This is a genomic window from Ideonella paludis (assembly GCF_018069865.1).
Classification (GTDB): Bacteria; Pseudomonadota; Gammaproteobacteria; order Burkholderiales; family Burkholderiaceae_C; genus Ideonella; species Ideonella paludis.
Genome location: NZ_JAGQDG010000008.1, coordinates 1 through 22455 on the forward strand (window position 1 = coordinate 1; position 22455 = coordinate 22455).

Below are 22455 nucleotides of genomic sequence, written 5' to 3' on the forward strand. Positions count from 1 at the left end.
GCAGCACCTGTTCAACATCTGCCAGCCGCAGACGCTGCCTTTCTTGGAGCGCATTCGCGCTTTGATGGACGAGTTCACAACGGAAGAGGCGGGCCGAGCGCCGGGCCGCTCCCAAGCTGGCCCGCATGCCCTCGGGGGATCGACTGACGTACCCGTCAGGCGAGGGGCTCCATTCACTGTGGCGGAGATCGGCTCGGCCAACAACCTGACCCGCATGGTGGAGTACACCGCTGGCACCCAGCGCCTGCACACCGCCTACTCATTCCTATTGTTAGGCCCCCAGCCCACACCCACCGCCTTGGCCGAGATGCTGAACGCCTGGCAGCAGGGCGAGGGCGCCCAAGCTTGGCCCTCTTGGGCCTTGTCCAACCACGACACGCCGCGCGTGGCCAGCCGCTGGGCCGAGGGCGACCCGCTGCGCATTGCGCAATGCTTGGCTTTGCTGATGGCCCTGCGCGGCACGCTCTTTCTCTACCAAGGCGAGGAGCTGGGCCTGGGTCAAGCCGAGATTGCCCCCGCCGACATGCGCGACCCCTTTGGCATCGCCCATTACCCGCGCATCCCCAGCCGCGACGGCTGCCGCACGCCCATGCCCTGGCAGGCGGAGGCTGCGCATGCGGGCTTCTCACACACCGAGGGCGCCACTTGGCTGCCGCTGTGGGCGCCGCACCGCGCCCTGGCGGTGGACCAGCAGGAGGCCGACCCCGAGAGCCTCTTGCACTGGGCCCGCCGCCTCATCGCGCTGCGCCGCGCCCACCCCGCTTTGCGCTGGGGCGATGTGCAGGTGATGCAGGCAGACGAGCAGGTGCTGGCCCTGCGCCGCCAGCACGGCACGGATGAACTCGTGTGCGTCTTCAACCTCAGCCCCACGCCCGCGCTGTGCCGCCTGAACCTTGATGGGCCCGCCGCGCTGACGTGGCAAGGCAGCGCGCCTCACGAAGGCGGCACCCTGCTTCAACCCTGGGCCGTTTGGATTGGCCCCGTCTCCACCACCGCCACACCATCATGAGTGACCTGGACATCGACAGCCTCTACCCCTTAAGCGACGCGCAGATCGCGCAATTCCGCCGCGACGGCTTCATCAAGCTCAAAGACGTGCTGAGCCCCGCCGCCTTGGCCCACTTTGGCCAAGCCATCACGCGCCTGACGATTGAGCTCAACACCCAGCAGCGCCCGCTGGAAGAGCGCAGCACTTATGACAAAGCTTTTCTGCAGGTGATGAACTTGTGGGAGCACAGCCCGCTGGTGGGCCGCTTTGTGATGGGCCAGCGCTTGGGCCGTTTGGCGGCTCAACTGCTGGAGGTGAACGGTGTGCGGCTCTATCACGACCAGTCACTCTACAAAGAGCCCAGCGGGGGCATCACGCCTGCGCATGCCGACCAGTACTACTGGCCCTTGGACAGCGACCGCACCATCACCGCGTGGATCCCCTTGCAGGCCGTGCCTGAGGACATGGGCCCGCTGGGCTTTTATGCCCGCAGCCAGTCGGTGGAGTTTGGCCGCGACCTGGGCATCAGCGACGAGAGCGAAGAAAAAATCAGCGCCAACATGGCCCGTCACGGCTTTGAGTTTTGCAGCGGTGCTTTTGAGCTGGGCGAGGTCAGCTTCCACCTGGGCTGGACCTTCCACAAAGCCGGGGCCAACCGCTCCGCCCTGCCGCGTTCGGTGATGACCATCATCTACATGGACGCCGCCATGCGGCTGGTGCCGGCGCTCAATGCCATCCAGGCCAACGACGCGGCCCAGTGGTGCCCGGGTGTGCAGCCGGGTGAGTTGGCGGCCAGCCGCAAGAACCCGGTGGTTTATGCCCGCTGACCTGGCTCAAGGACTGCCCGCGCCGCGTCTGCGGCGCGACATCAACCTGGGCACGCTGCTGGCCTTGCCGCCCGATTCCCTGGGTTGGCGCGCCAGCCTGCCCGAGCAATTGCAGATGCTGCGTGAGGATGGCCACGAGGCCGTGCAAAGCTGGGGCGACGAAGCTGTGTGGGCCGCCACCCAGGCGGCGGGCTTGCGGGCCACCGGCATGGCGCGCGTGCGCCAGCCGCAGGAGGCCGACGAGGTGGCGCGCCGCCACCAAGCGGCCGGGCTGGAGTTCACCACCTTGCATGTGGGCACCGGCTTTGAGAGCGATGCCGAGATGGACGCTCTGGCCCATGCGTTGCTGAACGCGCAGGCCCGCCACGGCCACCCACTGTGGGTGGAAACCCACCGCGCCACCGCCACCCAAGACATCTGGCGCACGCTGCGCTGGGTGGAGCGCTTTCCTGAGTTGCGCTTTACCGCCGATTTAAGCCATTGGTACAGCGGACATGAGCTGACTTATGGCGGCGAGTTTGCACAGCGTATGGCGCACTTGACCCCTGTCTTCGAGCGCACCCGCGCCCTGCATGGCCGCATCGGCAACAGCGGTTGTCTGCAAACCGCGTTGGACGAGGCCGGTGATTACCTAGCGCATTACCGCGCCCTGTGGACGGCCTGCTGTCTGGGCTTCTTGCAACACGCCCAGCCCGGCGAGGTACTGAGCTTCAATGCCGAGCTGCTGCCCATGCGCGCGGGCGACTTGTGGCTGCACTATGCTCAAAGCCGCTCCGGCCACAGCGCAGCCCGTTGGGCGGGCGAGCCCACCGACCGCTATGCGGACGCCGCCCAACTCTGGCGCTTGGCCCAAGATTGCTTCGTCCAAGCTCAGGCTCAACTGACCTTTAACAGACCCACAAGGTGATGCATGCCCCTGACCACTCTGACGCGCCGCTGCGCCCTGATCGCTGCAGCGCTGCTTCTCACTTGGAACGCGCCCGCGATGGCCGCCAGCCCTGAACCCTTGCCCCAGCCCGAATCGGGCCGTGTTGAGCGTCTGGCCAACGTGGCTTCGCAGCACGTGGACGCCCGCCATGTGGATGTCTGGTTGCCCGAGAACTTCGAGGCGCTGAAGGCCGCCGGCCAGCGCTTTCACGTGCTCTACATGCACGACGGTCAAATGCTCTATGACGCCCGCACCACGTGGAACAAGCAGGCCTGGAATGTGGACCGCACCGTCAGCCGCCTGATGCGCGAAGGCCGCTTGCCGCCCACCCTGGTGGTGGGCGTGTGGAACAACGGCAAGTACCGCCACAGCGAGTACTTTCCGCAAAAGTACTTGGCGCATATGCGGCCCGAGGCGCGCGAGCTGCTCATCAGCAAGGGCCTTCAAAACAAGCCGCAGTCCGACGCCTATCTGCGCTTCTTGGTGCAAGAGCTCAAACCCCTGATCGACGCGCGCTACCCCACCCACACCGGGCCAGAGCACACGGCCATCATGGGCTCCAGCATGGGCGGGCTGATCTCGGTCTATGCCATGAACGAGTACCCGCAGGTCTTTGGCCGTGCGGCGGGTTTGTCCACCCACTGGATTGGCGGCTTTGAGCCCAACTCGCACATGCCGCTGGCGGCTTATGTCTATCTGCGAGATCACCTGGCCGACCCCGCCAGCCACCGCCTCTACCAAGACCACGGCACCACCGAGCTGGACGCGCTTTATGCGCCTTACCAAGTGTTTGTGAACCAGATCGTGCGCGACCGCGGCTATACCGAGAAGGGCGCGCAGGCCAACTTCATGACCCGCGTGTTTGAAGGCACGGGCCACAACGAAAAGGCCTGGGCCGAGCGGCTGGAGATTCCGCTGCTGTTCTTGTGGGGGGCACGCTGATGCTGCGCCGCTGGTGGGGGGCGGCGGCTATGGCGCTCACGGCCTTATCGGTGCTCTCGGCGCAGGCCGCACAGGCCAAGCCAGGCGCTGCCGCGACCGACTTCACCCGCTTGGTCGACCCCTTTGTGGGCACCCAGGGCACCGGCCACACCTTTCCAGGGGCGGTGCTGCCCTTTGGCATGGTGGCCCCCAGCCCTGACACGAATGACCGCGGCTGGAGCTACAGCGGTGGCTACCAGCACGCCGACGCCCGCATTCGCGGCTTCTCTAACACCCACATCAGCGGCGCCGGCATCCCCGAATTGGGCGACATCCTGCTGCAGCCCCACCAAGGCCAGCCCTGGACGGCCGCCACCACCGACTTTTCTTTGGCCAAGAGCCGCGCCAGTGAGCACGCCCGGCCCGGCTACTACCGCGTGCGCCTGCCCCAAGCCCAGGTGACGGTGGAGCTGAGCGCCACCCAGCGCGTGGCCTGGCACCGCTACACCTTTGCGCGCGGCGGCAAGGTGCAGGTGCTGGTGGACGGCCAACATGGCCTGAACTTTGTGATGGGCGAGCTGCCCGATGGCCGCCAACCCGAGCGCGTGCTGTCTGTGGCTGACCATGCGCTGCGGCCCGAGGCAGGCGAGTGGCAGCTCACCGTACATTCGCGTAACTGGGTCGAGCGCCAGGCCTCTGCCGCTGTGCGCTTTGACCACCCCATTCACAGCGTTATTGACCTGCCCCTGCGCCCCGGCGAGCGCGCTCCGCGCCAAGTCTTCACGTTTGACTTGAAGGGCGGCCGCGTGCTGCAGGCCAAGGTGGCACTCTCCACCGTGGACGTGGCCGGCGCCTGGGCCAATATGGCGGCAGACAACGTCGCCAGCTTTGAGGCCGTGCGCCAGCAAGCCCAGGCCATTTGGAACGCGCACCTGGGCCGCATCCGCCTCCACCAGGCCCCCGCCACCCAGCAGCGCATCTTCTACACCGCGCTCTACCATGTGTTCATCCACCCCAGCGACATCGCCGACGCCGACGGCCGCGTGCGTGGCCCGCGCGGTGAGGTGCTTCAAACCCGCAGCGGCCACTACTACAGCACCCTTTCGCTGTGGGACACCTTTCGCGCAGTGCACCCGCTGTTCACCCTGATCGCGCCCGAGCGGGTGGACGGCATGGTCCAAACCCTGCTGGACCACCATGCCCAACAAGGCTATTTGCCGTTGTGGACGGCCTGGGGCCGCGAAACCCACACCATGATCGGCAACCCGGCCTTGCCGGTGATCGCCGACGCGATGGCCAAAGGGTTTAAAGGCTTTGACCATCGCGCGGCTCTGCAAGCCATGGTCGAAACCAGCACCCGGCCCCGCACCCATGCGCCCGAATGGGCGCAGCGCGACTGGACCCTGCTGGATCAATATGGCTACTTGCCCTTTGACAAAGAACCGGGCGAGTCCGTCTCCAAAACCCTGGAGCTGGGCTATGGCGACGACGCCGTGGCCCGCGCCGCCGCCCTCTTGGGCGACACGGCCACACAAGCCCGCTTTGCCGCCCGCGCAAAGGCCGGCTACACGCAGCTCTGGGATGCAAGCACCCAAGTCATGCGCGGCAAAGACAGCCAAGGCCGCTGGCGCGAGCCCTTCAACCCCGACACGCCCACCTCGCCGCTGAACAACCCCGGCGACTACACCGAGGCCAATGCCTGGCAATACACCCTCACCCCCGCCCTGCACGACCCCGAAGGCCTGCGCCGCCTGATGGGCGGCGAGCAAGCCCTGGCCCGTTGGCTCGACGCCTACTTCAGCCGCGCCGCGGCTGGCGACAACAAACACCTGGGCCAAGAAGCCATGATCGGCCAGAACGCCCACGGCAACGAGCCCAGCCACCACGCCGCTTGGCTCTATGCCTACAGCAGCACGCCCTGGAAGGGCCACGCCCTGGTGCAACGCATCGCCCAGAGCTTTTACCGCGAAGGCCCACGCGGCTTGATCGGCAACGACGACTGCGGCCAAATGAGCGCCTGGCTGGTCTTTGCCACCCTTGGCCTCTACCCCGTCACCCCCGGCCAAGCCCACTACACCCTGGGCCTGCCCCTGGTGCGCCAAGCCACGCTGCAGTTGGGGCCCACCCAAACCCTGACGCTGACCGCGCCGGCTGAAGCCCTAGCGCCTGCGATGCGTGGCCGGGCGCACCGACTGCAAGCGCTGTTGGATGGCCGGCCGGTGGCGGCGGCTGAGCGGGTGCCGCATAGCGAGTTGGTGGGGGCGCGGACGCTGCGGTTTGGGGTGGCGAGGTGATTGGGGCGAGTTGGAGGCGAGAAGTCACGCGCAGCAGTTTGAGTGGCCGAGCGCTGGGATGACTGGCCGCCCCGCCGCTCCGGCGCAGATGGCTTGCAGGAGGTCAGCGTGAGCCCAGCTCATTCCGAGGGTTACTGCCCAGCCGTCCTCCCTTCAAAACGTGTCCCAAAGTGACCACCCGGGGATATAGTGCTGCCCAGCCCTGCGCCAAAATGCCGATCTGTTAATACTGCATGTTTATCCAGTTCAAAGCGCAATACGTCTGCAGCGACAAGCACTTAGAGGCTGCTTACCCGGCCTGTTGCTGGCGACAGGGTTTTTTCGGGCGACAGGCATCTGTCGCCACATAAAAAAGTTAGAAAACGGTGATAGTTCATGTACCCACAAGTGAATAAACTCGACGAAAACAACAAAGAGAGAATATATAACCTATTGGTATTAAAGGGCGAGGCCTTGCTGAAGGGGCAGTTCTTGGCCTTGCGCCAAGGTAAAGCTTGCGGCGAGTTACATAGTAATTTTTTCACTGCAATTTCCGATCAAATCGACCCACTTCTTATTTATTTAATAAATGATGAAATAACCGCATCTCTACTTGAAAGAGGGCCTTTAACAAAATTAATCGAAGAGGTTAAGAATAGTCACTATAGCGATGAGCATTTTAAACGACTGCAATATGCGGAAGATGATTTGCAAGACCTGTTTGCAAACAGAACTGATTTTATCATCGGATCAAATTTACTTGATTTCAAAGTAAGCACATTTTCCTCCTTTGAAAAACATGTCGAGGAGCTATATGAAAGGTTATTGCTTAGAAAACCAAGAAGCGATAAAAAAGAAAGAAAACTTGTTGAGTTGATTTGCAAATACTCCGAAAGTAGTGACGGTGACAAGAAGGCTTCGATCTTGGAGCAAATCAAAAAAGTTACCTTCTATGTATCCAGCGCTGAAAAAATAGATTACGTTTTATCTAAATCTGGAATTCAAAAAGATAGGTTAGATGAGGTACGCATTTTTCTGAATTTTTATAGAAACCAAAGAAATACAATTCATAACCTAGGGGTTCACAAGGGGAAAAGTCAATCCCTGATTCTTAATGGCGTTGATATAACCTTAGAAAATGGCAAGCCTAGCTACACGGAAAATCACAACTCAGCAATTTTTGCTTGCCATGAATTGATGGATATTTATGAGTTAATGCATACTGGCATTACTGGTGAAGCCGTTTTCTAACATGGCGTTCAACCGGACTCCAAACATGCTGGCTTCATTTCATTGTGCCAGCATGTTTTCCGCCGGTTAACTAAACGTTGAACCGATATGCAACGACTGCTCGTTGAACGAGTTGCGCCATTCACGCCTGGGTCTGACAGTGCGACTGTGACGCTGCGGAGTGCGCAGGGCGTCATCGAGGCGTTTTGCTGGCAATGCGAATTGGCTCCCGGCGCCTACGTGGATTGCGCGCTATCTGTTTTGGATGCCGAATTGCAATCTGCCTATTTGGCTGATTGGCCGGAGGATATTCAATGCCAACGCTCTGTAGAGCGGTTGGAAAAGGTCGGCGAGTATGCTTATAGGGGCGTTGCTCGCGTTGTCGATCAGTCGCTGGGGCTGATTGAAGTGCTCGGGTTCCGGATCGACGTTGGCGAGGTTCCGTGTGACGGCGCGGTTGAGTTCCGCATTTCTCGGTTCGACGTGCGATGAGTCGGTTCGACCCGTCATTGCATCGGACGGGTGCGTCGCCCGCTGAGCTTCCACGTTAGGTCCCACCATGCGACTCCTCTTCCTCCAAGCTGTCGTTCTCTTACTCATGGCTTGTTCCAGTGCCTGGGGATCGGAAACAACCGCGCCGATCTACGTGCGCGCAAACAACGTCAAAGCGGCTGTCGTGCTCAGGTTCTCAGCAGATTTGCTTGGCAAAAAAGTATTCATTGACCCGAAGCTAGGTGAGCAGCAGATCAACGTTCAAGGGGAGTATCGGAGCGAGGAAGTATTCTTTGCTCACTTCGCTTCCCTATTAAGCACTGTCGTAAAACGCGATGCGGAGGCAATTCAGATTGGTGAAAATCCGGCCGAGCCACAAGTAGCCCTCCCAGTACCGCGCGAAAACAATTGCCCGTATCGATATCCAGATCTTCAGGCGGCAGTCAAAGCCATGCTTCCCCATCGGCTGCGCATATGCCAGCCGCTCGAGTTCTTTCCACTCGACTCCCTGCGGGTAGGTGCTATTCTCGGTCAAGGTGGTAGGTTTCAAGCGATCGTTGTTTCACCAGACGGCGTCGCTTGGCGCCTGAAAGAAGGTGATTACCTGGGGCAAGATTTCGGGAGGATATTTCGCATATCAAGCTCTGAGATTGACCTGAGGGAGATCGTGCAAGATGAAAACGACGAGTGGAACGAAAGGCGATCGGCTCTACCTGTCAAGTGACATCAAACCCTTCACTGCAGCGGACGGTTTCGCCGCCTGCTAAGCGCTCACGGTTGCTCGCCAACGAGCAGCGCCGTGCCAAAGTGAACTTGAACGACCGGCGGAGGACTCGCCCGCCGCAGAGGAAGGGGTAGAGCATGATTCCTGAAGTCGCGCCACTGCAGGTAAAGGCTGGTCAGGAGAGCCAGTTCGAACTTGCGTTCCTGCAAGCTCAACGCATCATCTTGTCCATGTCAGGCTACCTGTCACACGACTTGCAGCGTTGTATCGAGCGGCCTCGTGAGTACATCTTGCTGGTGACCTGGCAAACGCTCGATGACCATGAAGTTGGCTTCCGGCAATCGGCCGAGTACCAAGAATGGAAGAGGCTGCTTCACCACTTCTACGAGCCGCTTCCCGTCGTGCTGCACTATCAGGCCGTCCGCGGCGCCTCGTTGACCAGCGCTCCCATCGAAGGGGCGGCTTAAGGACCTCCCATCATTTCAAACGGCAACAATCACGGCATGCATTTCGATCACGACGATGTGGTGCGCATGATCGCTGATCTGCAGTACATGCGGGTCATGGACGTGCCTGGCGCGAAGAGGCACGTCGCAAAATTAGCTCGTGATGCTGTTGAGCTCAAAGGGGTTCTCTCGCAGTACCCACGCGTCCGATACCAGCCGCTGGACCATCACTATGTGTTGCTTAAGTACCTGGCAGCGTTCAATGTGAATGTTCTGGCGGACCTTTGCTCAGGGCAGTACTCATGGCGCGGCATTGTCATTGCGGGTTGGTTGGCATCCCTTAAACCTAGCAAGGACTACTTGGACCATCTCTCGTCGGTATCGCCGACGGCCTATCCGCACAACGCTTGGCTGATTCGGCTTGCAATGGCTGAGGCTACTCACGAACGCTGGGCTGAGGATACCGACTTGCAAGACCAGTTGGTTCAACTCCGCACCTGCCTTGCCCCCATCCCACTGCCAAACTTTTGCTTGCGGCCTGCACTCAGCGACGCGGATGTAAGCCGATGGGTCACCGAGCGAGACGCCGTTAAAGACGCCAATCGAGCAGGGGGCGCAAGTGCAGCCCTGATTGCTTTAGGACAAACTCGCTTGAATCGTCTCGCTCGCAATGGCCTTTAACATGTCGGCTCACACCGACGCACAACATCAGGTTGCCGCCGTGCGGCGCGTGTTGTGCGGCAGTTGTTTCCAACGTTGAGGAATTTGTTCATGCGCGCTCTCACCACCTCCGCTCTCGCCACCGCAGTGCTGGCTCTGGCTGCTTGCAGCAGCAAGGCGCCACCCGAGCCCACCGGCCCCAAAGTGGTGGTCGTGACCCCGGCTGCGCCTCAGCCTGTCAAGGTGGGCGGGGACCGCGACGCGAATGGCTGCATCGGCTCTGCCGGCTACCAGTGGTGCGGCCACACCCAGCAATGCGAGCGCTCGTGGGAGCTGGCCAGCGCCAAGGGCTTTGCCAACACCTCGGCGGGCTTCAAGGCTTATTGCGAACAGGCGCCGCTCAAGCCCGTCACCAAGCCTTGATCAGGCTCTGAAAGGCCACATCATGATCGACCACACCGGCGTCAACGTCAGTGACTTTGCCAAGAGCAAAGCCTTCTACACCCAGGCCCTCGCGCCCATTGGCTACAGCCTTTTGGCCGACATCCCGGCCAGCGTGACGGGCCACACCGATGCGGCCGGTTTTGGGGTGGCCCCCAAGCCGGACTTTTGGATCAGCCAAGGCACGCCCAACCACCCACCCATCCATGTGGCGTTTCAGGTGGGCACCCGCGCCGAGGTCAACGCCTTCTATGCCGCCGCCTTGGCGGCAGGTGGCCGCGACAACGGTGGCCCCGGCCTGCGCCCGCATTACCACCCCGACTACTGGGGCGCCTTTGTGCTGGACCCAGACGGCCACAACATCGAGGCGGTGTGCCACGTGCCTGGCTGAGCATGACCCAACTCCTCCTCCTCGGCGCCACCGGCCTCGTCGGCCAACAAGTTTTGGCCCAGGCGCTGGCCAACCCAGCCGTGGCCCGGGTGGTGGCGCCCACGCGCAGGCCGCTGGCGCCCCACCCCAAGCTGCTCAACCCCATCGTTGACTTTAAAGCCTTGCCGCAGGCCGACTGGTGGGCGGCGGATGCGGTGGTGTGCTGCCTGGGCACCACGCTGAAGCTGGCCGGCTCGCCCGCCGCCTTCCGGGAGGTGGACCATGACTTTGTGCTGGCCGCTGCGCGGCTGGCGCGGGCCGCAGGCACGCCGACCTTTGCCTTGAACTCTTCTCTGGGGGCAGCGGCCAGCAGCGGCAATCTGTATCTGCGCACCAAGGGCGAAACCGAAGACGCCCTGGCTGCCCTGGGCTTTACCTCGCTGACGGTGGTGCGGCCTTCGCTGCTCGATGGCGGCCCTCGGCCCGACTCCCGGCCGGGCGAGGCCCTGGGCCTGTGGTTCGCCCGCGTGGCCCGCCCACTCATTCCGGCGCGTTATCGCGCGGTGCGCACCGAGGCCGTGGCGCGGGCACTGTTGCAGGCGGCGCTGCGGCCCGCTGCGGGGCAGTCGGTGGTCGAGAACGACGCGCTGTAGCGTTGGTCAGCGCAGCGGACGAGGGCTTGGCAACACACAGCCCGCTCTGAGGTCTGAGGTGGGCTCTTGCATGTTTTGCATGCAGGCCTGCGCAGGCTTTGTCAAAACGTCCCCGGATACGCCCCGCCATCCATGAGGATGTTCTGCCCGGTGATATAGCCCGCATGGGCGCTGCAGAGAAAGGCGCAGGTGGCGCCAAACTCTGCGGCTTGGCCAAAGCGGCGGCTGGGGTTTTGGGCTGCGCGGGCGCTCATCACATCGGCCAGCGGGCGGCCGCTGCGCTGGGCTTCGCCGTTCATCACGGCGTGCAGGCGGTCGGTGTCAAAGGGGCCGGGCAGCAGGTTGTTGAGCGTGACGTTGCGGCTGGCCAATTGGGGCTGGCGGGCCAGGCCGGCCACAAAGCCGGTCAGCCCAGAGCGTGCGCCGTTGGACAGCCCCAAGATGTCGATGGGCGCTTTGACGGCGGCCGAAGTGATGTTGACGATGCGGCCAAAGCCGCGCTCTGCCATGCCGTCCACCACGGCTTTGATCAGCTCGATGGGCGTCAGCATGTTCGCGTCCAGCGCGGCCATCCAGGCCTCGCGGCCCCATTGCCGGAAGTCGCCCGGCGGTGGCCCGCCCGCATTGGTGACCAAGATGTCCACTTGCGGGGCGGCGGCCAGAGCCTGGGCTCGGCCCTCCGGGGTGGTGATGTCCCCCACAACCGCCTGCACCTGCACGCCGGGGTTCAGGCCGCGCAGCTCGGCGGCGGTGACTTGCAGCGCCTCGGCCCCACGCGCGGTGATCACCACGTTCACACCCTCTTGCACCAGGGCTGCGGCGCAGCCCCGGCCCAAGCCCTTGCTGGCGCCGCAGACCAGCGCCCATTTGCCGTTGATGTTCAAGTTCATGGCGCCATCTTAAGGCGGGCTCGGCGGGGTATGGGTGCAAGGGACCCTGGGCTGCGGCGCCAGCAAGGGCATGGATTGAGGCCTGAGTGCCGGGTGGGGTTTCGTGCGCGGGACCATAATCGTTAATCTGCTGCCGATGACGGAGAAGCCATGCCGAACAAGCCTTTGCCGCTTGCGTTTGTCCTGAGCCCAGAGGTGCCAACGGCTTTGTTGGATGTGCTGCGCACGCATTTCATTGTGTCGATCACCGACGCCCAAGGGGTGATCGTGGAGGCCAATGACGCGTTTTGTGCCATCAGTCAGTTCAGCCGAGAGGAGTTGTTGGGGGCGACCCATCGGGTGATCAATTCGCATCAGCACCCGCGCGAGTTCTTTGAAGACATGTGGCGCCGTATCTCGCAGGGCGAGTCTTGGCGGGGCGACATTTGCAACCGTGCCAAAGACGGCTCGCTCTATTGGGTGGACAGCGTCATCACCCCCTTCAAAGGCCCGGATGGCCAGATCACCCACTACCTGTCGATCCGCAGCGACATCACCCAGCGCAAGGTCCAAGAAGAGGCGCTGCGCAAAAGTGAGCAGCTCCTGCACCGCACCGGCGCCTTGGCGTCTGTCGGAGGTTGGGAGTTGGAGGTGGCCAGCCGCCGCCTGACCTGGTCTCCACAAACTTTCGCGATCCACGGCATGCCCAATGACGTGGCGCCCACGCTGGAAGAGGCCTTGGCCCTCTACCCCACCGCCTCCCGGGCCCGCATTCGCTTGGCCATCGACAAGGCCATGACCACCGGCGAGGGATGGGACATTGAGTTGCCCTTCAACCACCCAGATGGCCGACTGCTGTGGTTTCGCATGGTGGGAGCCGCCGAGATCGAAGCGGGCCGCATGGTTCGCCTGCATGGTGCGATTCAAGACGTGACGGCGCTGCGCGAGATGTCGGCACGGATGGCGCAGGAGCATGAGTTGTTGCGGGTGACGCTGCGCTCCATTGGCGATGCGGTCATCACCACCGACGCGCAAGGGCGCATCGCCTGGCTCAACCCGGTGGCCGAGCGCATGACCGGGTGGATCTCCAACGAAGCCCAGGGCCTGCCTTTGGAGCGGGTGTTCTACATCGTGCATGAGCAAACCCGTCAGCCCGCGCCCAACCCGGTGGCGGATTGCTTGCGGCGCGGCGAGGTGGTCTCCTTGGCCAGCCAGACGGTCTTGATCTCACGCAGCGGCATGGCCTACGGTATCGAAGACTCTGCCGCACCGATCCGCAACGAGCATGGCCATGTCTTGGGCGCCGTCTTGGTCTTCCATGATGTGACGGAGCAGCGCCGGCTCAGCGGCGAGATGCGTTACCGTGCCATGCATGACACCCTGACGGGCTTGCTCAACCGTGCCGAGTTTGAGACGCGCTTGGGGCGGCTGCTGCAGCGCGTCCAAGAGCATCACAGCGAACACGCCTTGCTCTACATCGACCTGGACCAGTTCAAGCTGGTCAACGATGCCTGCGGCCACATGGTCGGCGACCAGCTCCTGCAGCAAGTGGCCAAGCTACTGACCGACACCGTGCGCACCCGCGACACCCTGGCCCGCTTGGGCGGCGATGAGTTTGCGGTGATCCTGGAGCACTGCACGGTAGAGCAGGCGCAGCGCGTCGCGCACCAGATTTGCGAGCGCATGGAGGACTTCCGCTTCACGCATGACGAGCGGCGCTTCCGCATCGGCACCAGCATCGGCTTGGTGCCGCTGGACCACCGCTGGCAAAACACCACCGCCGTGATGCAGGCCGCCGACACCGCCTGCTATGCAGCCAAAGAGGCGGGCAGGCACCGGGTGCACGCGTGGTTTGACACCGACCAAGCCATGCGCCTGCGCCAGGGCGAGATGCAATGGGCCACGCGGCTGGAGCAGGCTTTGGATGAGGATGGCTTTGTGCTTTATGCCCAAGCCATCACGCCCATTGGCGAAGGCCATGGCAGCGGCTTGCACTTAGAAGTCTTGCTGCGCTTGATGGACAAGTCGGCCGGCGTGGTGCTGCCGGGGGCCTTTTTGCCCGCGGCTGAGCGCTTTCACCTCAGTGGTCGGGTCGACCGTTGGGTCTTGCGCCAAGCCATTGCGCAACTCAGGCAGCAGACCCATCTGAATGACATCGACATGGTGTGCATCAATCTGTCGGGCCAGTCCGTCGGCGACCGCGCCTTCCACCAACGTGCCATCGACATGCTCACCGCAGCAGGCCCCGAAGTGTGCCGCTGCCTGTGCCTAGAGATCACCGAGACGGCGGCCATCACCAACTTGGTCGAAGCGGCGTCGTTCATTGCCCAATTGCATGCCTTGGGCGTGCGCATTGCGCTGGATGACTTTGGCGCCGGGGCGTCGTCCTTCGGCTATCTGAAATCCTTGTCGGTGGACCTGATCAAGATCGATGGCCAGTTCATCCGAGACCTGATCGACGACCCACTGGACGATGCAGCCGTGCGCTGCTTTGTCGATGTCGCGCGCGTGGTGGGCGTCAAGACCGTGGCCGAGTATGTGGACAAGCCTGAGGTGTTGAAGCGGGTGGGCGACATCGGCATCGACTTTGCCCAAGGCTTTTTGCTGCACCGGCCCGAGCCCTTGGAGCAGGTGCTGCGCGAGCGAGCGCTGGAATCGTGCTCAAGCTGAGGACGGGATCGGCCGATATGGGCCTGCATGTCCCCGTCTCTTGCTTCACCATGACTTCACGTCGCCCTGCTCGCGGCTTCACGCTGATCGAACTGATCGTCGTTATTGTTATTCTTGGAATCTTGGCCGCCACGGCCTTGCCCAAGTTCATGGACATGCGTTCGGAGGCCAACAAGGCTGCTCTCGCGGGCTTGGAGGCCACCATCAAGTCCAGCATGAACATCGCGCACGGCAAGTGCGTGATGACGCCGAGCTGCTACGTGGGCAATGTGGCGCTGAACATTACTGTGGACGGCGCCACGCGGCGTTATCTCAATGCCTACCCGGATGGCGGCGACAACATTGGCTCGGGCATCGAGATGTGGTTCAGCGTCTCTGGCGAGTTCACGCGTGTTCACCCCGGCTTCACCACCACCCGATGGCAAGTCAATAGCGCCCCCACCCCGGCCAGTTGCTATGTGCAGTACGTGGAGGCCCCCACCTGGGGCTCTGTGCCACAGATCAGCAGCGTGACCACCGGCTGCTGAGTCCACACTCTCTCCACAATCCTGTGGTCTGATCGGGTGGCTGCGGCCAGGGGCGGCGGCTCACAAGAGAGGAAGCGGCATTGCGGGGCTCATTGGCGGTCAAGGTGTTTTGGGCGGTGTTTGGCACCGCTGCGCTGCTGGTGGTCGCCATCACCACCGCGTCGGTGTGGCGGGTGGACCGCAGCTTTTCACGCTATGTGTTGCAACTGGAGCTGGAGCGCTTGCGCGGCCTGGTCGAGCAGGTGCAGCGCGACCATGCGGTGCGCGGCGACTGGGGCTTTGTGCCCGACCAGGCGCAAGACCCTGAGGGCTACCGGCGCTGGTTCAACCGCGCCATGGGCCAGCAGCGCCCACCGCGCGGCCCCGCTGCTGATGTGACCCAGGCCTTGGGCCTGCCCTCGCCCGCACCAGATGGGCCACCGCGCGATGGTCCGAATGAAGGGCCGCTTGATGCAGCGCCGCCCGATGCGCCGCCCCGCGACGCCAACCGCCCGCCGCCGCGCCCACCGGACCGCTTGGCCTTGATGCGCCGCGTGGCTTTCTTTGACGCCCAGGGCCGCAATGTGGGCGGTGCACCCGTGCCACTGAGCCAGTGCGCGACCGTGCCAGTGGAGGTGCACGGCCAGGTGGTGGGCCAAGTGGGGCTGCACATTCAAAAAGATGCCCTGGCCACGGCTGCGCTGGCCTTTTTGCGCGAGCAATGGCGCGATGCGCTGTGGATGGGCGCAGCAGCCCTGCTGCTGAGCGCGGTGGTCTCGTTGCTGTTTGCGCGCCATCTGCGCCGCCCGGTGCGCGAGCTGGTGGCCGGCACCCAGGCCCTGACCCGCGGCGCGCTGACCACCCGGCTGCCCACCGACAGGCGCGACGAGTTTGGCCTGCTGGCCGACCATTTCAACCTGATGGCGGCGCAGTTGGAGCAGCAGGAGCGCAGCCGCCGCGAGTGGCTGGCCAGCACCTCGCACGAGCTGCGCACGCCCTTGACGGTGCTGCGCGCCCTGATCGAGGCGCTGCAAGAAGGCATACGCCAAGGTGACCCGGCCACGCTGCAGCGCCTGCACGAGCAGGTGATGTCTCTGACCCGCTTGGTGGATGACCTGCACCAGTTGGCCCAGCACGATGCCGGCAGCCACGCGCTGGCGCTGGCCCCAGTGCGGCCGCATGACCTGGTGGACGATGTGCTGGACGCGCTGGCACCCCGCTTGCAGCAGGCGGGCCTGCAACTCAGCCTCGACGACCTGGACCCCGACGTGACACTGCAGGCCGACCCCCAGCGCCTGCGCCAGTTGGTGCTGAACCTGGTCGAGAACAGCCTACGCTATACCGACGCGCCCGGCCGCCTGCACATCAGCCTGCGGCGCGCGGCCGGCGGTTGGCAGGCCGAGTTTGAAGACAGCGCGCCCGGCGTTCCGCCCGAGGCGCTGCCGCGCTTGTTCGAGCGCTTCTACCGGGGCGAGGCCTCGCGCAGCCGCGCCACCGGCGGCAGCGGCCTGGGCCTGGCGATTGGCCGCGCCATGGCCGAGCAACACGGCGGCAGCCTGCAGGCCTTCCCGTCGGCGCTGGGCGGCTTGAAGCTGGTGCTGTGGCTGCCGATAGGCCCTCCATGAACCGACCAATTCACATCTGGCTGGTCGAAGACGAGCCCGCCATCGCCGAGGTGGTGGCCGACTACCTGCGCCATGCTGGCTATGAGGTGCTGCACCTGCTGCACGGCAACGACCTGCCCGCACGGGTGCGCGCCGCGCCGCCCGATGCCCTGCTGCTGGACGTAATGCTGCCCGGCCGCGATGGCCTGAGCCTGTGCCGCGAGATTCGCCAGTTCAGCCGCGTGCCCATCTTGATGATGACGGCGCGGGTCGACGAGGTCGATCGCCTCTTAGGGCTGGACCTGGGTGCAGACGACTACATCTGCAAGCCCTTCAGCCCGCGCGAGGTGGTGGCGCGGGTGCGCGCCGTGTTGCGCCGCAGTCAGCCTGAGGCCGACGCTGACGCTGCGCTGATGCAGATCGACGAGAGCAGCCGCACGGTGCGGGTGCGCGGCGAGGGCGGCTGGCAGGCGCTGGAGCTGACCGAAACCGAGTTCCGCCTGCTGCAGGCCTTGGCCGCGCGGCCGGGCCATATCTTGGGCCGGGCTCAGCTGCTGGAGCATGCGCGCGGCCAAGAGGCCGAGGCCTTTGACCGCGCCATCGACAGCCACATCAAGAACCTGCGGCGCAAGCTGGCCGCGGCCCGCCCTCAGCAGAGCTGCATTCACAGCGTCTACGGCGTGGGCTATCGCTTTGAGTGGCAAGACGCCTGATCAGCGCTGCGGCGCCTGAGGCGCTGCGCCCTTGGGGTGCTCGGGCTTGCAAGCCAGGGGCTTGTCGGGTGGCGCCCAGCAGCGGCCCTGCACGGCGCCGTGGGGGCTGGTGAAGCCGCAGGCCGCATCCGCCTTCAGGCCTTTGCAGGCCGCCAGGGCTTCGGGCGGTGGGCCGCGGTGCTCGCCACCGGGGCCACCCTGAGCGCCAGGCCCTGGATGGCCCCTCATGGGGGCAGATGCGGCCGTGCCGGGTGGCATGGGGTTGGGCTTGCCGGGGGCTGCAGTTTGGGCCATGGCGCTTGCGCATAGCGCGGCCAGCAGCAAAGCGGTCCAAGGGGTCCAGGATTTCATGGGCTTCTCTCCTTCGGGGTGTTCAGAACCCGGCCACTTTGGCCGGGCGGGCGGGGGCGTTGGGGTTGTCGGTCAAGGTGCGCAAGAAGGTGGTCAGGTCGGCGCCATCTTGAGCCGTCAGGCGCGGCGCGGCGCCGGGCTGCAGGCCAAAGGGTGCGGTTTGGATGACGTTGCCCCGCAGGCTGGGCGGCAGGTCGTTGAACTTGTCGGGCCGGCCATTGACCAGTGGGTACCAGCGCCCTGGGTTGAGGTCTCGCGTGGTGTAGAAGCTCACCGCCTCGCCCAGCGTGCTGGCTGTGGCGTTATGGAAGTAGGGCGCGGTCAGCGCCACATTGCGCAGCGTGGGGATCTTGAAGCTGCCGCACAGGTCGGTGCGGGCGCTCAGGTCCGTGCGCTTGGGGCCGCACAAGCCCATGTCGAAAAAGCTAGCGTCCGCATTGGCTGTGATGTTGGCATTGCGCGGCAAGCCCAGGGCGGCATAGCCGAAGGTGGTGAACAGCGGGCGGCTGCCATCGGCGCCGACCTGGCTGCTGTGGCAAGACGCACAGTTGCCCTTGGCCGGGTCGTTGAAGATTTGCAGGCCGCGTGTCTCTTGCGGCGTGAGCGCTACCTCTTTGTCGAGGAAGCGGTCGAACTTGCTGTTGAACAACGCGTACTCGGGGTCTTCCGCCTGGTAGGTGGCCAGGGCCTGGGTCAAGGTGTCAAACACCGTCTGGTCGCTGGCGCTGGCGGCCACACCAAACAAGCGCTGCATGTCGGCCCACCAGGTCGCGGCACGCACTTTGGCGGCGACGGCGGCCACGCTGGGGTTGGCCATTTCAGTCGCATCCAGCAGCGGGCCACCCGCTTGGATCACTCGACTGGCGGCGCGACCGTCCCAGGTGAAGCCGCCAAAGGGTTGACCGTCCGACGCCAAGCGGAAAGCGGTGTTGGTGCCCAGGTACATCAAAGACGGGCTGCTGCGAAAGCCCTGGGTGCTGGCCGTGGGCCCACCCAGCGGCAAAAAGCCGCCGGCTGCATCGGCCTTGGCTGTGGCGGCGGTGTGGCATGTGGCGCAGGACACCCGGCCACTGACGGACAGCGACGCGTCGTTGAAGGCCAATTCGCCCAAGGCCGCCCGAGTCGCCACGGCAGGTGTGGGGGCTGGGGCTGGCGCGGGCGTGGGTGCAGGTGCTGGGGCGGGTACTGGCGCCGGAGTGGGCGCAGGTGCAGGCACTGGCGCTGGCGAAGGGGCTGGCACAGGGGTCGGTGGGCGCACGCCATTGGTGGCGTTGGTGTTGCCGGGGTCCGTGGCGGCAGGGTCGGTGCCACCGCCACCGCCGCAGCCGACGAGGGTCAGAGCCCACAAGCTGAGCAAGAGCGTGGGAAAGAGGGGCTTGGGAGGAGAGGTGGTGGGTGTCATGTCGTATCCGTACTGCATCCGGCAAGTCGCCTGGGTTCACAGCCTAGGCACCCAATGTGGAGAGATTGTGGGGAGGCTGAAGGCCTGCAGGCCTATCGGCATGGCGAGCAGCCGATCCACCGGCGCTGTGGTGACTTGTCACCATCCGTTCGCAGGTACAGCGCATCGACGCTGTGTCGGGGCCTCGTCGCTGGGTTTGCGTACGCTGTCTGCCATTCATCGACACGCCAACACCATGACTGCCCTGGACCTCATGCCCGTGAGCACCTATTGCCTGCTGATGTCAGGCACGCCTGGCCCCAATAACCTGATGCTGACCAGCTCCGGGGTCCACTTCGGCTTGCGCCGCACCCTGCCGCAGATCTTGGGCATTGTCGTGGGCGTGGCCGTGCAGACGGCGCTGGTCTGCTTGGGGCTGGGCGCGGTGTTCACGGCCTACCCTGTGGTGCAGCAGGCCCTGCGGGTGGCTGGAGCCTTGTACCTGGTGTTTCTGGCCGTCAAGCTCAGCCGTGCCGCGCTGGGTGAGGCGCGCGCGGCGCCCACACCCAGCTTTGCGCAAGGCGCGCTGTTTCAAGTGGTCAACCCCAAGTCCTGGGTCAAGGCCTTCACCATGGCGTCTTTATTCATGCCGCCCGGCTTGAGCCCCTGGGCCGGTGCGTTGGTGTTGGCGCTGGTGGGCGCGGTCATCGCGCTGCCCAGCCTGTCCGTGTGGACGCTGTTCGGCGTGGCCATTCGGCGCTGGTTGTCACACCCTCCCGCGCAGCGGGTGTTCAATCTCAGCATGGCGGCGTCCTTGCTGGCGCTGGCGGTGAGCTTTCTGCGCTAACCTGAAGATATGTTCAGCCTCGACCGCCACGCCACCACGCCCTTGACCGAGCAGGTCGAGCAGGGCTTGCGCGCACTGATCGAGGGCGGCCGCTTGCCGCCGGGTGCGCGCCTGATGTCCATTCGCCAGTTGGCGCGGCAGTTGGGGGTCAGCGCCAACACGGTGGTCGCTGCCTATGACCGCCTGACGGCGGCCGGCTTGATCGACGCGCGGGGCACGGCCGGCTACTTTGTCTGCCGCCCGGCCGATGCGAGCGAAGCGCCAGCAGCCTTGGCCGCAGGCGAGGCACAAGAAGGCGTGTGGCTGGTGCAGCAGGCCAAAGACCAGCCCCCCGGCATGCTGCTGGCCAGCAGCGGGGCGCTGCCGCCGGCCTGGCTGGAGGACGCCGTGCCCGTAGCCGCTTTACAGCGCGCCATGAGTCGGTCGGTGGCCGGCATGGCGTCTCGCTGCCCGCCTCAAGGTTTGCCGGAGCTGCGCGAGCAACTGGCGCAAATCCTGCGTGGCCAAGGCGTGGCGGTGGATGCAGGGCGGGTGTTGACCACCAGCGGTGGCACCCAGGCCATCGACCTGATTTGCCGCAGCTTTTTGCAGCCGGGCGACACGGTGCTGGTCGAAGACCCGGGCTACTTCTTGATGTATGACCGCCTGCGCCGGGATGGCCTGCGCATCGTGCCCGTGGCGCGCACACCCGAGGGGCTGGACCTGGCGCAATTGGAAGCCGCCTGCGAGGCGCATCGGCCGCGCCTGCTCTTCATGCAAACCGTGCTGCACAACCCGACAGGCTGGGGCAGCACGCCGGCCAACCTCGTCAGGGTCTTGGCCCTGGCCCAGCGCCATGGCTTCTTGGTGGCCGAGGACGATGTGCAGGGCCACTTTCATCCGGGCCATCCCACGCGCTTGGCGGCACTCTCGGGGCTGGACCGCGTCATCTACTACTCCAGCTTTTGCAAGGCCCTGAGCCCCGCCCTGCGCATGGGCTATATCGCTGCCGACCCCGCACTGCTGCGCCCCTTGATGCGCGAAAAGATCTGCGCGGTGTTGACCGGTGCCGCGTTGAATGAGCTGGTGCTGCTGGAGGTGCTGCAGGCCGGGCGCTGGCGCAAGCACCTGGACCGCCTCCAGCGCAAGTTGCAGCAGGCTCACCAAGCGGCACGCCGCCACTTGAGCGGCGCCGGCGTGCGCCTGAACCACCCCGGCGAAGGCGGCCTGTTCCTGTGGGGCCAAGTGCCCGAGGGCGTGGACGTGGACCTGCTGGTCAACGACGCCTTTCACAACCACATCTTGCTGGCCCGGGGAGCCACCTTTTCAGCGAGCAGCGAGGCTGACCAACACCTGCGCTTCAATGTGGCAGTCTGCCAAACCCCGGCCGTGGCGCACTACCTGCGCAGCCGCTTTGAGGCCTGCCATCAAGCCCAATCTGTGCTCGACCGCATGGGACACCCTTGAATGCCGGCATTACCCGTTGCTTACCGACTGAGTTTTGATGCGGCCGAGCTGGACCTCGCCGCCATCCACGCCTTTCTGAGCCAGAGCTATTGGTCGCCCGATATTCCTCTGGACGTGGTGCAGCGAGCCGTGGCCGGCTCGCAATGCGCGGGCTTGTTCCACGGTGCGGCGCAAGTCGGCTTTGCGCGGGCGGTGAGCGACTGCGCCACCTTTGCCTATTTGGCCGATGTCTATGTTTTGCCCGAGCATCGAGGCCAGGGCTTGGCGCAGGCGATGGTGGCAGGGCTGATGGCGCAACCGGCGTTGCAAGGCCTGCGCCGCTGGATGCTGGCGACGCGTGACGCCCACAGTTTGTATGCGCGATTGGGCTTTGCACCGGTTTCTCAGCCTGACCGCTTGATGGAAATCCGGAAAATGAACGCCTACCAAGCCATGTCCTAACATCTGGCTCTCTTGGAGTGCGGAGTCGGACGGTCATGTCATTGCTGAAATCACAAGGGCTGGAGCGAGCCCTGCTGACGATCATGTTGAGCAGCTCGCTGATCCAGGCCGCACACGCCACCGAGGTGGAGTCGGTCACCCTGCCCGGTGGACGTGTGATGGTGGTGGCGTCGACCCGGGTCTATGTGGCGCCCAGCTATCAGCCGTCCATCCGCAACGTCGAGTTCTTGATGGGCTTGCGTGAAAAAGGCCTTGCCTTGCCGCGGGTGTTGTTCGACCAGACCGGTGCCGCGCGGGTGCTCTTGTGTCGCGAGGGCTACCCGGTGTTTGGCACTGGGCGAGACACGTTCTCGGCCATGCTGGAGCGTGGGCTCAATACCGAGTCGACGATGGCGGGTTTGCTGAACAGCCAGGTGCCACCGCTGCGGGCCACGCTGGATGACATCGCTTTGGAGCCTGGCACCCAAGTGGGCACCCAGCAATGGCGGCTCAAGCTCACGTTATGGCCGTTTGAGCAGCCGCCTCTGCCGGTGCAACACATCCACACCTTCGCTGCCTCTGCCTTTCTGCCCCAGGGCTGCAACGACGCGGTGGCCGCCTTGACGCCCGCGCTGCAAGAGACCTTGTGGGTGCTCTATGGCTCGGCGGGCTTGGAGGCGGCGGCGCGTCCGTAG

At 64.4% G+C, this 22455-nt stretch carries 24 protein-coding genes; 21 read left to right on the top strand and 3 right to left on the bottom strand.

Annotation, left to right across the window (positions count from 1 at the left end):
- The 13 genes from KAK11_RS18525 to KAK11_RS18585 form a co-directional block, all read left to right on the top strand.
- Nucleotides 1-1009: alpha-amylase family glycosyl hydrolase (locus tag KAK11_RS18525; protein ID WP_210810849.1), on the top strand; the 1009-nt coding region annotated here is incomplete at its 5' end.
- On the top strand, nucleotides 1006-1815 hold the full coding sequence (locus tag KAK11_RS18530; RefSeq protein ID WP_210810850.1) for a phytanoyl-CoA dioxygenase family protein: 810 nt from the start codon (nucleotides 1006-1008) through the stop codon (nucleotides 1813-1815). The genes KAK11_RS18525 and KAK11_RS18530, both read left to right, overlap by 4 nt.
- Nucleotides 1805-2722, top strand: coding sequence for an IolE/MocC family protein (locus KAK11_RS18535; protein ID WP_210810851.1), 918 nt, complete (start codon nucleotides 1805-1807; stop codon nucleotides 2720-2722). Before KAK11_RS18530 ends, KAK11_RS18535 begins: the two co-directional genes overlap by 11 nt.
- A gap of 3 nt (nucleotides 2723-2725) precedes the next feature.
- Entirely contained in the window at nucleotides 2726-3685 is a 960-nt protein-coding gene (locus KAK11_RS18540) for an alpha/beta hydrolase (RefSeq protein ID WP_210810852.1), read from the top strand.
- A 29-nt stretch (nucleotides 3686-3714) separates the two neighbouring features.
- The gene (locus KAK11_RS18545) at nucleotides 3715-5958 is read left to right on the top strand and encodes a GH92 family glycosyl hydrolase (protein ID WP_210810853.1); all 2244 of its coding nucleotides are present in this window, start codon (nucleotides 3715-3717) and stop codon (nucleotides 5956-5958) included.
- A gap of 387 nt (nucleotides 5959-6345) precedes the next feature.
- The gene (locus KAK11_RS18550; RefSeq protein WP_210810854.1) at nucleotides 6346-7188 is read left to right on the top strand and encodes a hypothetical protein; all 843 of its coding nucleotides are present in this window, start codon (nucleotides 6346-6348) and stop codon (nucleotides 7186-7188) included.
- A gap of 87 nt (nucleotides 7189-7275) precedes the next feature.
- On the top strand, nucleotides 7276-7659 hold the full coding sequence (locus tag KAK11_RS18555; protein ID WP_210810855.1) for a hypothetical protein: 384 nt from the start codon (nucleotides 7276-7278) through the stop codon (nucleotides 7657-7659).
- Nucleotides 7660-7726: 67 nt separating this feature from the next.
- Nucleotides 7727-8383 carry a pilus assembly protein PilP gene (locus KAK11_RS18560; RefSeq protein WP_210810856.1) on the top strand — a complete coding sequence of 219 codons (657 nt, stop codon included), beginning with the start codon at nucleotides 7727-7729 and terminating at the stop codon, nucleotides 8381-8383.
- A 137-nt stretch (nucleotides 8384-8520) separates the two neighbouring features.
- Complete coding sequence (locus tag KAK11_RS18565; RefSeq protein WP_210810858.1) at nucleotides 8521-8850, top strand: antibiotic biosynthesis monooxygenase family protein; 330 nt, start codon at nucleotides 8521-8523, stop codon at nucleotides 8848-8850.
- A 36-nt stretch (nucleotides 8851-8886) separates the two neighbouring features.
- Complete coding sequence (locus KAK11_RS18570) at nucleotides 8887-9510, top strand: hypothetical protein (RefSeq protein ID WP_210810861.1); 624 nt, start codon at nucleotides 8887-8889, stop codon at nucleotides 9508-9510.
- 90 nt (nucleotides 9511-9600) lie between these two features.
- Nucleotides 9601-9912, top strand: coding sequence for a hypothetical protein (locus KAK11_RS18575; protein ID WP_210810862.1), 312 nt, complete (start codon nucleotides 9601-9603; stop codon nucleotides 9910-9912).
- Nucleotides 9913-9934: 22 nt separating this feature from the next.
- Nucleotides 9935-10321: a VOC family protein gene (locus KAK11_RS18580; protein WP_210810863.1), complete on the top strand. Its 387-nt coding sequence runs from the start codon at nucleotides 9935-9937 to the stop codon at nucleotides 10319-10321.
- Between the two features lie 2 nt (nucleotides 10322-10323).
- Entirely contained in the window at nucleotides 10324-10953 is a 630-nt protein-coding gene (locus KAK11_RS18585; RefSeq protein ID WP_210810864.1) for an NAD(P)H-binding protein, read from the top strand.
- A 101-nt stretch (nucleotides 10954-11054) separates the two neighbouring features.
- Here KAK11_RS18585 and KAK11_RS18590 read toward each other — a convergent pair whose 3' ends face one another.
- The gene (locus tag KAK11_RS18590) at nucleotides 11055-11843 is read right to left on the bottom strand and encodes an SDR family oxidoreductase (protein WP_210810865.1); all 789 of its coding nucleotides are present in this window, start codon (nucleotides 11841-11843) and stop codon (nucleotides 11055-11057) included.
- 150 nt (nucleotides 11844-11993) lie between these two features.
- Here KAK11_RS18590 and KAK11_RS18595 point away from each other — a divergent pair, with 150 nt between their 5' ends.
- From KAK11_RS18595 to KAK11_RS18610, 4 genes are all read left to right on the top strand, one after another.
- Nucleotides 11994-14492: an EAL domain-containing protein gene (locus KAK11_RS18595; RefSeq protein ID WP_210810866.1), complete on the top strand. Its 2499-nt coding sequence runs from the start codon at nucleotides 11994-11996 to the stop codon at nucleotides 14490-14492.
- A 50-nt stretch (nucleotides 14493-14542) separates the two neighbouring features.
- Nucleotides 14543-15019 carry a type II secretion system protein gene (locus KAK11_RS21945; RefSeq protein WP_246499154.1) on the top strand — a complete coding sequence of 159 codons (477 nt, stop codon included), beginning with the start codon at nucleotides 14543-14545 and terminating at the stop codon, nucleotides 15017-15019.
- Nucleotides 15020-15099: 80 nt separating this feature from the next.
- A complete protein-coding gene (locus KAK11_RS18605) occupies nucleotides 15100-16623 on the top strand; it encodes an ATP-binding protein (protein ID WP_210810867.1) in 1524 nt (507 codons plus the stop codon).
- Nucleotides 16620-17315 carry a response regulator gene (locus KAK11_RS18610; protein ID WP_210810869.1) on the top strand — a complete coding sequence of 232 codons (696 nt, stop codon included), beginning with the start codon at nucleotides 16620-16622 and terminating at the stop codon, nucleotides 17313-17315. The genes KAK11_RS18605 and KAK11_RS18610 overlap by 4 nt, the downstream gene beginning before the upstream one ends.
- Here the strand turns inward: KAK11_RS18610 and KAK11_RS18615 are convergent, their stop codons facing one another.
- Nucleotides 17316-17666 carry a hypothetical protein gene (locus KAK11_RS18615; RefSeq protein ID WP_210810870.1) on the bottom strand — a complete coding sequence of 117 codons (351 nt, stop codon included), beginning with the start codon at nucleotides 17664-17666 and terminating at the stop codon, nucleotides 17316-17318.
- A gap of 22 nt (nucleotides 17667-17688) precedes the next feature.
- Entirely contained in the window at nucleotides 17689-19068 is a 1380-nt protein-coding gene (locus tag KAK11_RS18620) for a cytochrome-c peroxidase (protein ID WP_210810871.1), read from the bottom strand.
- A 235-nt stretch (nucleotides 19069-19303) separates the two neighbouring features.
- On the opposite strand from KAK11_RS18620, the gene KAK11_RS18625 reads away from it, so the two are divergent.
- The 4 genes from KAK11_RS18625 to KAK11_RS18640 are packed head-to-tail and all read left to right on the top strand — an operon-like array spanning nucleotide 19304 to nucleotide 22455.
- The gene (locus tag KAK11_RS18625; protein ID WP_210810872.1) at nucleotides 19304-19894 is read left to right on the top strand and encodes a LysE family translocator; all 591 of its coding nucleotides are present in this window, start codon (nucleotides 19304-19306) and stop codon (nucleotides 19892-19894) included.
- A 9-nt stretch (nucleotides 19895-19903) separates the two neighbouring features.
- A complete protein-coding gene (locus KAK11_RS18630) occupies nucleotides 19904-21340 on the top strand; it encodes an aminotransferase-like domain-containing protein (RefSeq protein ID WP_210810873.1) in 1437 nt (478 codons plus the stop codon).
- Nucleotides 21341-21781, top strand: coding sequence for a GNAT family N-acetyltransferase (locus tag KAK11_RS18635; RefSeq protein WP_210810875.1), 441 nt, complete (start codon nucleotides 21341-21343; stop codon nucleotides 21779-21781). It begins immediately after the preceding gene.
- A 35-nt stretch (nucleotides 21782-21816) separates the two neighbouring features.
- Nucleotides 21817-22455, top strand: a complete 639-nt coding sequence (locus tag KAK11_RS18640) for a hypothetical protein (protein ID WP_210810876.1) — start codon at nucleotides 21817-21819, stop codon at nucleotides 22453-22455.